This window comes from Streptomyces sp. H39-C1, assembly GCF_027158125.1.
In the GTDB taxonomy this organism is placed as follows: Bacteria; Actinomycetota; Actinomycetes; order Streptomycetales; family Streptomycetaceae; genus Actinacidiphila; species Actinacidiphila fildesensis.
Genome location: NZ_JAPVLS010000014.1, coordinates 112253 through 124055 on the forward strand (window position 1 = coordinate 112253; position 11803 = coordinate 124055).

An 11803-nucleotide genomic window follows, 5' to 3' on the forward strand; every position below is an offset into this window, starting at 1 on the left:
CGTCAGCAGGTGCGGTAGACATTGTGTCCACGGCACGCACGCGCGCGCCAAGGGATTTCGGGGCACCCCCCGGCGGAAGGAGCCTGGCCAGTGCAGCCATCGCGAGGACTGCTGGGCATCGTCTGCGCGGCCGTACTGGCCGTCTCGGGGCTGAGTGCCTGCACCGCGGACGGCGATGCGGACCCGGCGGCGGTGGACGCCAAGTCCGCGACCGGTGACCAGACGATCGTCCCCGCGCCGCCCGGCAAGTACCGCAAGCTGCCGGAGCCGTGCGGCTCGCTCGGACCCGACACGCTCAAGAAGCTGGTGCCGAACGCACCGGACTACACGGGTGATGCCGAGCTCACCTACGACACCAACCGGCGGGTCGGCTGCACCTGGACCGGTGAGACGTCGCAGGGGAACCGCTATCTGCAGATCGACTTCGAGCGGGTCGTGTCGTACGACCCCGGGGTGAGCGACGAGGCGCAGGCCGAGTCCGACTACGACACCAAGGTGCTGCAGGCCGGCATCCCGACGACCCCGGGCACTCCGGGCGCTCCGGGCGCTCCGGCGACGACGCCGCCCGTGGCGCCGCCCGGCAGCCCGGCCGGTCTGCCGGGCCAGACGCCCACCACCGCGCCGGCCTCTCCGGCGACCTCTCCGGTGACCTCCCCCGATCTCGCACCGCGACTGCTCACCGATGTCGGCGACGCGGCCTTCCTCGACGACGAGCTGATGACCCGCGACTCGGGGGTGCACCGTGACATCACTCTCGTTTTCCGTACGGCGAATGTCCTCGTGACCGTCTCGTACGCGCAGTGGTCGGCGGACAAGGCCACCGCTCCGCAGAGCGCTGACCTGCAGCAGGGCGCGGAGCAAGTGGCGGACGTGCTCGTCAAGACGATCAAGTGACAGCGGATCGTCCGATAACGGACGCCCCGTAGGCTGTCCGTTTCCCGGCCCCGGCCGGCCCACCGCCCCGTCGGAGCAACGAAGTGAGCGAAGGACCCATGCACCGTTCAGCACCGCGAATCGCCCGAGTTCTCGCCTGTGCCGCCGTGCCGGTACTGCTCGTCGCCGGCTGCTCGTCGGGGTCGGACTCGTCCAAGAAGCCGGACGGCGCGGGCTCGGGCAAGACGTCCGCTTCGGCGGCTCCCGCCGCCGCCGCGAAGTTCGCGAAGCTGCCCGACGCCTGCAAGTCGGTGACGCAGGCCACCGTGGCGCGACTCGTCCCGAAGGTGAAGTCCGCGGCGGGCACGGCGGCGAAGTCCTCGGTCCAGGACCAGCGCGGCGGCTGCTCCTGGAACGGGCTCGACGGCTACCAGTTCCGCTGGCTGGACGTGAGCCTGCAGCGCTTCGACTCGGCGAACGGTGTCGGCAGCGGCGAGGAGCAGGCCAAGAAGCGCTTCGCGGAGCAGGTCGCCACGGCGACCCAGGTCAAGGGCGCCACGTCCGCGAAGGCGGACGGCGTCGGCGACGAGGCGACCCTGGTGAGCGCGCTGGTGGAGAAGGACAAGCTGAACTACCAGGACGAGACGGTCGTCGTGCGGACCGGCAACGTCATCGTGATCCTCTCCCACAACGGGGCGGGCTTCGAGGGCGCGAAGACCCCGGCGGCCGATCAGCTGCAGAAGGACGCGGTCGCGGCGGCGAAGGAGACCGTGGCTTCGGTCGCGGCGGCGAACGCGGCGGCGAACACGTAACAACTCCGGTCGCACCTGCACCGGTTTCAGCACCTTTGTACGACCTGGCCGCGCCCCCATATGACAGGCTGGGCCGTCCAGTTGCCGAGGGTGGGAGGGGTCGCGGGTGCCCGCGATACGTTTGACCCGGACGCACCGGATTCTTGTCGGTGTGGTCGTCGCCGGTGCGGTGGTGATCGCCGCGATCGGTTTCGCGGGATCGTATGCCGCGGTGCGGGAGCTCGCGCAGAACAAGGGCTTCGGCTGGTTCGCGAACGTCTTCCCGATCGGGGTGGACGCCGGGATCGTGGTGCTGCTGGCGCTGGATCTGCTGCTGACGTGGATGCGGATCCCGTTCCCGCTGCTGCGCCAGACCGCGTGGCTGCTGACCGCCGCGACCATCGCGTTCAACGGCGCGGCCGCCTGGCCCGACCCGGTCGGGGTCGGCATGCACGGCATCATCCCGGTGCTGTTCGTCGTCTGCGTCGAGGCCGCCCGGCACGCGGTGGGCCGGGTCGCGGACCTGACGGCCGACAAGCACATGGAGTCGGTCCGCCTCACCCGCTGGCTGCTCGCCCCCTTCCCCACCTTCAAGCTGTGGCGCCGCATGAAGCTGTGGGAGCTGCGCTCCTACGACCAGGTCATCCGCCTCGAGCAGGACCGCCTCGTCTACCAGGCCCGCCTCCAAGCACGCTACGGCCGCGCCTGGCGCCGCAAAGCACCCATCGAAGCCCTCATGCCGCTGCGGCTGGCCCGCTACGGCATCCCCCTCGCCGAAACCGCCACCCTCGGCCTCGCCGCCGCCGGCATCACCGTCCAGGAACCGGTACCGGCCCAGCCGCCCGTACCCGTGGCCGCCCTGGCCCTGGAGACGGTGCACCCGGCCGCCCAGCAGGAACAGCGGGAGCAGGAGCAGCTTCAGCCGGAACCACAGCAGCAGCGGCAGGCGCAGCCGGAGCCCGCGCCGCGGCCCGTGGCCCGGCAGGAGCCGGTCCGGGAGCCCGCACGCGCTCGAATACCGGCGCCCGCACCCGAACCCGTACCGGAGCCGGCACCGGGGTCCGACGGCCGCCCGATGGTCCCTGTCTCCCCCGGCCGCGTCCGTACCCTCGCCAATGGCTACGGCTCCGTGAACGTCAACAGCTACATCCCGGAACCGGACCCCGAGCCCGAACCCGACCCGGAGCCGGAAGCGGAACCCGCCCTGCACCGCCCGCCGCACATCGAGCCCGACGTGCCGCGCGAGGAGCAGTACTACGGGGCGTTCCGCCGCTATGTCGTCGAGGTCAACGAGTTTCCCAACCCGCGTCAGTTCGGCCGCTATCTGCTGGAGAACTACGGCGTCACGGGACGCACCGGCGGCCCGCTCAGCGAGGGGACGCTGCGCCGCTATCTGACGGAGTTCGAGTCGCAGTACCGGACCGAGTGGGACTCGGAACAGGTCCCGTAAACGCCTGATCCCCCGGCCGCCGGAGAATCCGGCAACCGGGGGATCGTTGTGATCGTCAGGCGCCCAGCAGCGTACGGACGCGGTCCGCGCCCACCGCGAGCAGCAGGGTGGGCAGCCGGGGGCCGGTGTCCCGGCCGACGAGCAGCTGGTAGAGCAGCGCGAAGAACGAGCGCTGCGCGACCTTGAGTTCGGGCGTGGGCTTGGCGTCGGCGTCCAGGCCGGCCTGGAGCTTCGGCACGGCGTAGACGAGGGTCGTCAGGCCGTCCAGCGACCAGTGGTCGTCGAGTCCGTCGATGAGCAGGTCGAGCGCGGCCCGGTCGGTGGCCGGGAGCGCGCCGAGGGTCTCGGTGTCCGGCTCGGTGCGGACCCGGGTGCGCTGGTCGGCGGGGACGTGGGTGGTGATCCACGCCTGTGCGCGGTCGAGCCGCGGCCGGGTGGCGTCGAGCGAGGTGACGGGGTTGGCGGGGTCGAGGTCGCGCAGGATGCGCAGCGTCTGCTCCTCGTCGCCGGTGGTGATGTCGACGACGGAGGCGAGCGTCCGGTACGGCAGCGGGTGCGGCGTCCTCGGCAGCTCACCGGCGGCGGTGCGGGTCGCGCGGCTGTACGCGGCGGCGTCGGCGGCCTGCACCGAGCCGTCGGCGATCTTGCGCTCCAGCGCGTCCCACTCGTCGTAGGTGCGCTGGATCTCCTGGTCGAAGGCGATCTTGAACGACTGGTTGGGGCGGCGGCGGGCGTAGAGCCAGCGCACCAGCGGCGCCTCCATGATCTCCAGCGCGTCGGACGGCGTGGGGACGCCGCCGGCCGAGCTGCTCATCTTGGCCATGCCGCTGATGCCGACGAAGGCGTACATCGGGCCGATGGGCTGCTCACCGCCGAAGATCTCGCGGACGATCTGACCGCCGACGACGAAGGAGGAGCCCGGCGAGGAGTGGTCGACGCCCGAAGGCTCGAAGATCACGCCTTCGTACGCCCAGCGCATCGGCCAGTCGACCTTCCAGACCAGCTTGCCGCGGTTGTGCTCGGAGAGCTTCACGGACTCGGCGTGGCCGCAGGCGCAGGTGTAGGAGAGCTCGGTGGTCTCGTCGTCGTAGGACGTGACCGTGGTGAGGTCCTTGTTGCAGACCGAGCAGTACGGCTTGTACGGGTAGTAGCCCGCGCCGCCGGTGCCGTCGTCCTCGTCGGCCGCGCCGGAGCCCGCGGCGGCTTCGACCTCGGCCTCGTCGAGCGGCTTCTGCTGCTTCTGCTGCGGCTTCTTGCCGGTCGCCGGCTTGTCCTTCGTCCGGTACCGGTCGAGGATCGCGTCGATGGCGGCACGCTCGCGCATGGCGAAGAGGATCTGCTCGCGGTAGGCGCCGGCCGTGTACTGCTCGGTCTGGCTGATGCCGTGGAACTCGATGCCCAGCTCGCCGAGCGCGGCGATCATCGGCGCCTTGAAGTGCTCGGCCCAGCTGCCGTACTCGCTGCCCGCCGGCGCCGGGACCGCGGTCAGCGGCTTGCCGATGTGCTCGGACCAGGACGGGTCGATGCCGTTGGGCACCTTGCGGAACCGGTCGTAGTCGTCCCACGAGATGATGTGGACGCACTCACGACCGCGGCGGCGGATCTCGTCGGCCACCAGGTGCGGCGTCATGACCTCGCGCAGGTTGCCGAGGTGGATCGGGCCGGACGGGCTGAGACCCGATGCGCAGACGATCGGTTTGCCGGGGGCGCGACGGTCCGCCTCGGCAATGACCTCGTCCGCGAAACGGGAGACCCAGTCGGTCTCGGGGCTCTGAGCCACGATCGGCACTTCCTTCCTCGACAGCATGTCGCACCCATTCTCACAGACCGCAATGCGGCGTCGCGCACGGATTACCGGCGGCTCGCCCGCGGCTCGCGATCAGCCGGATTCAGGGACCGAAAAGGGGATGCGCTCCCGTGGGATACTCGAAGGGTTTCCCACTCCCCCAACCGGAATGGCACCCACCCCATGGCCTCGGTCGCATCCCTTTCCGCCTCTGTCCAGCAGCGTGTCTCGGCCGCCCTGGCGGCCGCCGTGCCGTCGGCCGTCGATGCCGACCCGCTGCTGCGCCGAAGCGACCGGGCCGATTTCCAGGCCAACGGTGTGCTGGGCCTGGCGAAGAAGAACAAGGCGAACCCGCGGGAGCTCGCGGCCCAGGTCGTCGCCGGTCTGCCCACCGACGAGCTGATCTCCGAGATCGAGGTGTCGGGCCCCGGCTTCCTCAACATCACCATCTCCGACGCGGCGATCACCACGACGCTGGCCGCCCGCGCCGCCGACGACCGGCTCGGCGTGCCGCTGACCGCGGACCCCGGCACCACGGTGATCGACTACGCCCAGCCGAACGTGGCCAAGGAGATGCACGTCGGCCATCTGCGGTCGTCCGTCATCGGTGACGCCATCGCCAGGATCCTGGAGTTCGAGGGCGAGACGGTGATCCGCCGGCACCACATCGGCGACTGGGGCACCCAGTTCGGCATGCTCATCCAGTACCTGATCGAGCACCCGCACGAGCTGGACCACTCCCCCGCCGACACCGACGGCGAGGCGTCGATGTCCCGCCTCAACCGGACGTACAAGGCAGCCAGGACGCTCTTCGACGCCGACGAGGCGTTCAAGGACCGGTCCCGCAAGCGGGTCGTGGACCTGCAGGCCGGGGAGCCGGAGACGCTGGCGCTCTGGCAGCGGTTCGTCGACGAGTCGAAGATCTACTTCTACTCGGTCTACAACAAGCTGGACATCGCGATCCAGGACGACGACATCGTCGGCGAGTCCGCGTACAACGACATGCTCGTCGAGACCTGCCGGATCCTCGAGGACACCGGCGTCGCGGTGCGCTCCAACGGCGCGCTCTGCGTCTTCTTCGACGAGATCAAGGGCAAGGACGGCGAGCCGGTCCCGCTCATCGTGCAGAAGGCGGACGGCGGCTTCGGCTACGCGGCCACCGACCTGTCGGCGATCCGCGACCGGACCGGCAACCTGAAGGCCGACACCCTCCTCTACGTGGTGGACGCCCGGCAGGCGCTGCACTTCCGCATGGTCTTCGAGACCGCCCGGCGGGCCGGCTGGCTCACCGAAGAGGTCACCGTCAAGCACCTGCCGTTCGGCACGGTGCTGGGCAAGGACGGCAAGCCGTTCAAGACCCGTGAGGGTGAGACCGTCCGGCTGGTCGACCTGCTCGACGAGGCCGTCGAGCGGGCCGCCGTCGTCGTGCGGGAGAAGAACGAGGAGCTCTCCGACGAGGAGGTCGCGGAACGCGGCGCCGAGGTCGGCATCGGCGCGGTCAAGTACGCGGACCTGTCGACGTCCCTGGGCCGCGACTACGTCTTCGACCTGGACCGGATGGTGTCCCTGACCGGCGACACGAGCGTGTACATCCAGTACGCGTTCGCCCGGACCCAGTCCATTCTCCGCAAGGCCGGAGAAGCCCGGGCCGTCGCCCGCCCGGAGCTGCCGCTGGCCCCGGCCGAGCGCGCGCTGGGCCTGCTGCTGGACGAGTTCGGTGACGCCCTCGCGGGTGTCGCGGACACCTACGAGCCGCACAAGCTGGCGTCCTACCTCTACGCGGTCTCCTCGGCCTTCGCGACGTTCTACGAGCAGTGCCCGGTCCTCAAGCCCGAGACCCCCGCGGACGTCCGCGAGAACCGGCTCTTCCTCTGCACCCTGACCGGCCGCACGCTGCGCCAGGGAATGACGCTGCTGGGCATCCACACCCCCGAGCAGCTCTAGGTTCTGTCCGCCACGGCAGCGCCCGGCCCCCGTGCTTGAATTCCAGGGATCGTCGCAACACGTGATCACTGACGTGTGGTGGCGAGCAGTTTAGACAGACGCTCGGCTGGGGTTTCCCAGCCGAGCGTCTTGCGTGGACGGCTGTTGAGTTCGGCAGCCGCGGCGTCCAGGTCCTCGCGGCTGTAGCGGGCCAGGTCGGTTCCCTTGGGGAAGTACTGCCGCAGCAGGCCGTTTGTGTTCTCGTTGGAGCCGCGCTGCCATGGGCTGGCGGGATTGCAGAAGTAGACCGGCATGTCCGTGGCGGTGGAGAAGAGCTGGTGGCCAGCCATCTCGTTGCCCTGGTCCCAGGTCAGTGACCGTCGCAGGTGAGGCGGAAGTTCGCTGATGGTAGCGGTGAGAGCTTGGTGGAAGTGCTCGGCCCGGTGGCCGTTGGGCAGGTGCACCAGCATGGTGAAGCGGGTGGTCCGCTCGACCAGCGTGCCGATGGCGGAGCCGTGGTTCGCTCCGACGATGCAGTCGCCTTCCCAGTGGCCGGGAACGGCCCGGTCGGCGACCTCTGCGGGCCGGTCGCTGATCATCACCATCGGCGCGGTGAATCTCGGCTGGCGCTTGTATGCCTGGCGATGGGGGCGCCGGCGGGCCCGTCCGGTCCGCAGGGCCTGGGTGAGTTCACGGCGGAGCTCTCCGCGGCCCTGGACGTAGAGCGCCTGGTAGATCGTCTCGTGCGTCACGCGCATCTCCAGGTCGTCGGGGAAGTCCCGGCGGAGCTGGTGGGCTATCTGCTCCGGGCTCCAGCGTTTCTCCAGACGTTCCTGAATGTAGTCCCGCAGCCGTGGGCAGCGGCCGATCTTGCCGGGCTTGGGCCGGGGTCGGCGGGCAGCCGCGCGGGATTCGGCGACGTAGGGCCGGTAGGTCCACTCGGTGCCGCGCCAGAGCGCGCCATTGCGGCGTATCTCCCGGCTGACCGTGGAGGGACTGCGTCCTAGCTCGGCGGCGATGGCCCGGACCGTCGCCTTCTCCCGTAGCCGGTCGGCGATGTGGATGCGCTCCTGCTCGCCGAGGTACCGGCCCGACGAAACAGGAACGGCCGCCCGCTGCGAACGAACGGGCGGCTCGACCCTGCCGCTATTGAATAGACGACCGTTACGCCACCCGCGAGCGGTTCGCGGGTGGACGCCTACACGCTTGGCCGCCCCTGCACTGCTGTATCCCTGCTGCACGAGCCGGAAGTATGCCTCCCGCTCAGCGTGCAGCCTCTTGCGCCCCTGAGGCTTCCGATCCTTCCGAGCTTCGAACTCCATCGCATCCCCTGAGCTGGGGTGTTGCGACGACCACTAGAACGGAAGGTGTGGAGGGCCGGGCGCTGCCGTGTTTGCAGGGCTACAGGTGCTGGACGGGCGGCATGATCAGCACGATCGCCACCAGGCAGGACCGAGGCAGCACGAGCACATCCACCCATCCCCCGCTCGCCAGCTCGAACCTGCGAACGCCGCCGGGCTGACCTGGCCGGGGCCCGGATCCCAGATCGCTGACGTCAATAGCCAACCCGGCGAGGGCTACAGCTCGGCCGCGATGTGCTCGGCCTCGGCCACGACGTGCGCGGGCACGCCATTGGTCAGTTGCTCGTCGGGAACGTAGTCCCACCGCCATCCGTCACCGTCGCTCATGTGCCGTCCTCGCCCCGGTCGAGCCCGGCCTCGATCGCAGCAGTGGCAAGGATCGCGCCTACTTCAGCGGCCACGCGGCGGGCCTCGTCAAGGTCATCCACGGTCGCTGCCCGCGCTTCCAGCTCGCGCAGTCTTGCCGCGCGGTCGGGGTGCCGCTCGATCGCGACGTACACGGCCCACTGCTCGACAAAACGCCGCAGCGGCGCGGCTGAGACAGCGGAACGGGCCGCGTCGGTGGCGGCGATTCTTTCCTGGTCGAACGCAGGAAGCCGGACAGGAGCCACTATCGCCAGAGCCGAACGGAGCGCCTCGGGCGTAGCGGCTGGTTGCGGCACCTGACCGGGGCTGCTCGCTCGTTCTGCGCTCATGGTCGGCTCGTCTCCTTCGGCTCGGGTGGCGTCTCCATACTGCCTCGCCCGGCCGGTTCCCGTGGCACCGTTCCACCGGCAACCCGGCAGGGCCCGGCCCGGGCTCAGACGGGCACCACGTGTACGTCCTGTGCGTCGAGTTCCGGAAGGTCTTCGCACCCGTAGATCAGTTCCATGGCATCCCGTACTTCACGCCGCTCCGCCTCCGTGAGCTGATCGTCCGAGACCCCGGGCAGCGCCGGAAGCACATCTGCCCCCGCCGTGGCCTCGACGATCACCCGGTCGATCCCGGCGAACTGCGTCTCTACGGCCTCGGCATCGCCGCACGCGAACTCGCACCAGACGATCTTGCCGGGCTCCCGCAGGGCCTCGCCCCACTTCTCGGACAGCGCCTCCACGAGCAGCAACCCCCGCCCCGACTCGCACCCGGCGCCGGAGTCCGCGACGAGGCACGGATGACCGTCGCCGCTGTCATGGACCTCGATGCGCAGCGGCCCCTCTTCGGCCACCGCGAGGCGCAGCAGAAACCCCCGCCCCGCCGGAACACCGTGCAGCAGGGCGTTGGTGGCCAGTTCGCTCACGCAGAGCAACACCGCGTCCGCGAGCTCCCCGAGTCCCCACCCCACCAGGGCCTGCCGGGCGAACTCCCGTGCAGCGGGCACGGATCGCCTCTCACGTGGGTAGAAACACGCACGGGAACCGGTCGGTCGGATGTCGTCGTTCATGCGGCAAGGGTTGCGCTCAGTGACTACGGTGGACCAGAGCGTCAACCCGTACGGATCGCGCGTACGGGCGCGTCGCCGGTCACGTACGGACCCGGGTGGGGAGTTGGTCACCATGCACCCCTGGCAGAAGCCGAAGAAGAACGCGTCCGCACTGCGGCTCGTGGGCGCCCAGGTGGCCATGTTCCGCAAGGTCGCCGGACTCACCCAACGAGAACTGGCCGAGCGCCTCATCGTCCACGAGGAGACCATCGCCTCCATCGAACAGGGCAGACGCGCCCTCCAACCCGACCTCGCCACCGACATGGACCGCGCCCTCGACACCAAGGGCGCCCTCGCGGTAGCGGTGGAACACCTGCCGGAGCGGGACAAGTACCCGGTCTGGGCGGCGGAGTTCATCACGTACGAGCGGGAGGCGATCACCCTCTCCTCGTACGAGAACCAGGTGGTACCTGGGCTGCTCCAGACTGAGGATTATGCTCGCGCAACGTGCGAGAGCAACATCCCCCTGCTCAACGAGGATGAGATCGAGAGTCGGGTTGCTGCTCGGATCGAACGGCAGGCCGTTTTGCGCCGGAAAGCTCCTCCGAGCGCCAGTTTCATCGTCTCCGAGGCTGTTTTGATGGACCGCCTCGGCGGCACGGCCGTGTATCAGGAACAGTTGCACCGACTCCGTGAGTGCGCAGCCCTCCCGGGCGTCTCGCTCCAGGTTTTGCCGGTCGGCCGACAGAATCATGCCGGGCTTGACGGCCCCTTCGTCCTGTTGGAGACAACCGACCACGATCTGCTCGCCTACATCGAGGCACACCGGAACAGTCACTTGATCTCCAACGCCGAAGAGGTCAGCGTCCTCGCGCGGAAATATGCGATGCTGCGAACCCAGGCTCTCAATCCTGAGGACACCAGGAGCCTGCTGGATCGGCTGCTAGGAGACGCATGAACGGCGTACCGACCATCCCCGCCACCAGCAACCTCGCGTGGTTCAAGTCCAGCTACAGCGCTGACGAAGGCGGCAACTGCGTCGAGATCGCCTACGCCTGGCGCAAGTCCAGCCACAGCACAGGTGAGGGCGGCAACTGCGTAGAAGTCGCCGCCCACCCGGCCGCAGTCCACGTCCGGGACTCCAAGGACCCGGACGGACCGGCGCTCACGTTCACGCCCGCCGCCTGGGCGGCTTTCGCCGCCTTCGCGGCAAGCCACTCAGCCCAGGGCTAGCGGGAAAGCTTCTGGGCGACCTCAGTCGCCCAGTACGTCAGGATCATGTTCGCGCCCGCGCGCCGCACGCACGTCAGGGTCTCCATGATGGTGCGGTCGCGGTCGATCCAGCCGTTCGCCGCCGCCGCCTCGACCATCGCGAACTCGCCGCTGACCTGGTAGGCCGCCACGGGTACGTCGACCGTGTCGGCGACCTTCCGCAGCACGTCCAGGTACGGCAGCGCCGGCTTGACCATCACCATGTCGGCGCCCTCCGCCAGGTCGAGCGCCAGCTCGCGCAGCGACTCGCGGAAGTTCGCCGGGTCCTGCTGATAGGTCTTGCGGTCGCCGGTCAGCGACGAGTCGACGGCCTCGCGGAAGGGCCCGTAGAAGGCCGACGCGTACTTCGCCGTGTACGCCAGGATGGACACGTCCTCGAACCCGACCGCGTCCAACGCGTCGCGCACGATGCCGACCTGACCGTCCATCATCCCGGACGGCCCCACCACATGAACGCCCGCGTCGGCCTGCACCTGCGCCATCTCGGCGTAGCGCTCCAGCGTCGCGTCGTTGTCGACCCGGCCCTGCGCGTCGAGCACCCCGCAATGGCCGTGGTCGGTGAATTCGTCCAGACACAGGTCGGACATCACCACCACCGCGTCCCCGACCTCACCCACCACGTCACGGATGGCGACCTGGAGAATGCCGTCCGGCTCGGTGCCCTGCGTGCCGAGCGCGTCCTTCACCGCCGGCACACCGAACAGCATGATCCCGCCGACGCCCGCCTCGGCCGCCTCCAGGGCCGCCTTACGGAGCGTGTCGCGGGTGTGCTGGAACACGCCGGGCATGGAGGAGACCGCCACCGGCTCACTGATGCCCTCACGGACGAACATCGGCAGGATCAGCTCAGCGGGGTTCAGCCGGGTCTCGGCGACCAGGCGCCGCATCGCCGGACTGGTGCGCAGCCTGCGGGGGCGCGCTCCGGGAAAATCACCGTAGCCAGTCATG

Annotated in this window: 11 protein-coding genes; 6 read left to right on the top strand and 5 right to left on the bottom strand. The window is 69.7% G+C overall.

Annotation, left to right across the window (positions count from 1 at the left end):
- The first annotated feature begins 90 nt into the window (after positions 1-90).
- The 3 genes from O3W51_RS12445 to O3W51_RS12455 all read left to right on the top strand — a co-directional run bounded on the left by O3W51_RS12445 (position 91) and on the right by O3W51_RS12455 (position 3114).
- A complete protein-coding gene (locus tag O3W51_RS12445; protein ID WP_198357098.1) occupies positions 91-894 on the top strand; it encodes a hypothetical protein in 804 nt (267 codons plus the stop codon).
- 98 nt (positions 895-992) lie between these two features.
- Positions 993-1685 carry a DUF3558 domain-containing protein gene (locus O3W51_RS12450; RefSeq protein ID WP_138355140.1) on the top strand — a complete coding sequence of 231 codons (693 nt, stop codon included), beginning with the start codon at positions 993-995 and terminating at the stop codon, positions 1683-1685.
- Positions 1686-1806: 121 nt separating this feature from the next.
- Positions 1807-3114, top strand: a complete 1308-nt coding sequence (locus O3W51_RS12455; protein ID WP_427196983.1) for a DUF2637 domain-containing protein — start codon at positions 1807-1809, stop codon at positions 3112-3114.
- A gap of 55 nt (positions 3115-3169) precedes the next feature.
- Here the strand turns inward: O3W51_RS12455 and lysS are convergent, their stop codons facing one another.
- Positions 3170-4921, bottom strand: a complete 1752-nt coding sequence (lysS, locus tag O3W51_RS12460) for a lysine--tRNA ligase (RefSeq protein ID WP_198359443.1) — start codon at positions 4919-4921, stop codon at positions 3170-3172.
- 162 nt (positions 4922-5083) lie between these two features.
- On the opposite strand from lysS, the gene argS reads away from it, so the two are divergent.
- Entirely contained in the window at positions 5084-6844 is a 1761-nt protein-coding gene (gene argS, locus O3W51_RS12465) for an arginine--tRNA ligase (RefSeq protein WP_138355137.1), read from the top strand.
- Positions 6845-6909: 65 nt separating this feature from the next.
- Here argS and O3W51_RS12470 read toward each other — a convergent pair whose 3' ends face one another.
- From O3W51_RS12470 to O3W51_RS48450, 3 genes are all read right to left on the bottom strand, one after another.
- Positions 6910-8145: an IS30 family transposase gene (locus tag O3W51_RS12470; protein WP_269285733.1), complete on the bottom strand. Its 1236-nt coding sequence runs from the start codon at positions 8143-8145 to the stop codon at positions 6910-6912.
- A gap of 362 nt (positions 8146-8507) precedes the next feature.
- The gene (locus tag O3W51_RS12475; protein ID WP_269285735.1) at positions 8508-8879 is read right to left on the bottom strand and encodes a DUF6247 family protein; all 372 of its coding nucleotides are present in this window, start codon (positions 8877-8879) and stop codon (positions 8508-8510) included.
- A gap of 104 nt (positions 8880-8983) precedes the next feature.
- Positions 8984-9541, bottom strand: coding sequence for an ATP-binding protein (locus tag O3W51_RS48450; RefSeq protein WP_331284064.1), 558 nt, complete (start codon positions 9539-9541; stop codon positions 8984-8986).
- 175 nt (positions 9542-9716) lie between these two features.
- Here O3W51_RS48450 and O3W51_RS12485 point away from each other — a divergent pair, with 175 nt between their 5' ends.
- A complete protein-coding gene (locus O3W51_RS12485) occupies positions 9717-10541 on the top strand; it encodes a helix-turn-helix domain-containing protein (protein WP_269285737.1) in 825 nt (274 codons plus the stop codon).
- Entirely contained in the window at positions 10538-10816 is a 279-nt protein-coding gene (locus O3W51_RS12490; RefSeq protein ID WP_269285738.1) for a DUF397 domain-containing protein, read from the top strand. The genes O3W51_RS12485 and O3W51_RS12490 overlap by 4 nt, the downstream gene beginning before the upstream one ends.
- Here O3W51_RS12490 and hemB read toward each other — a convergent pair.
- Positions 10813-11802, bottom strand: a complete 990-nt coding sequence (hemB, locus tag O3W51_RS12495) for a porphobilinogen synthase (RefSeq protein ID WP_138355133.1) — start codon at positions 11800-11802, stop codon at positions 10813-10815. The genes O3W51_RS12490 and hemB overlap by 4 nt on opposite strands.
- Position 11803 lies beyond the last annotated feature (1 nt).

Excerpts from the sequence above, each read along its gene's own strand:
- O3W51_RS12485 (WP_269285737.1), top strand. The coding sequence starts at position 9,717 with ATGCACCCCTGGCAGAAGCCGAAGAAGAACGCGTCCGCACTGCGGCTC.
- O3W51_RS12470 (WP_269285733.1), bottom strand. The coding sequence starts at position 8,145 with ATGGAGTTCGAAGCTCGGAAGGATCGGAAGCCTCAGGGGCGCAAGAGG.
- argS (WP_138355137.1), top strand. The coding sequence starts at position 5,084 with ATGGCCTCGGTCGCATCCCTTTCCGCCTCTGTCCAGCAGCGTGTCTCG.
- O3W51_RS12450 (WP_138355140.1), top strand. The coding sequence starts at position 993 with ATGCACCGTTCAGCACCGCGAATCGCCCGAGTTCTCGCCTGTGCCGCC.
- lysS (WP_198359443.1), bottom strand. The coding sequence starts at position 4,921 with ATGCTGTCGAGGAAGGAAGTGCCGATCGTGGCTCAGAGCCCCGAGACC.
- O3W51_RS12490 (WP_269285738.1), top strand. The coding sequence starts at position 10,538 with ATGAACGGCGTACCGACCATCCCCGCCACCAGCAACCTCGCGTGGTTC.
- hemB (WP_138355133.1), bottom strand. The coding sequence starts at position 11,802 with ATGACTGGCTACGGTGATTTTCCCGGAGCGCGCCCCCGCAGGCTGCGC.
- O3W51_RS12475 (WP_269285735.1), bottom strand. The coding sequence starts at position 8,879 with ATGAGCGCAGAACGAGCGAGCAGCCCCGGTCAGGTGCCGCAACCAGCC.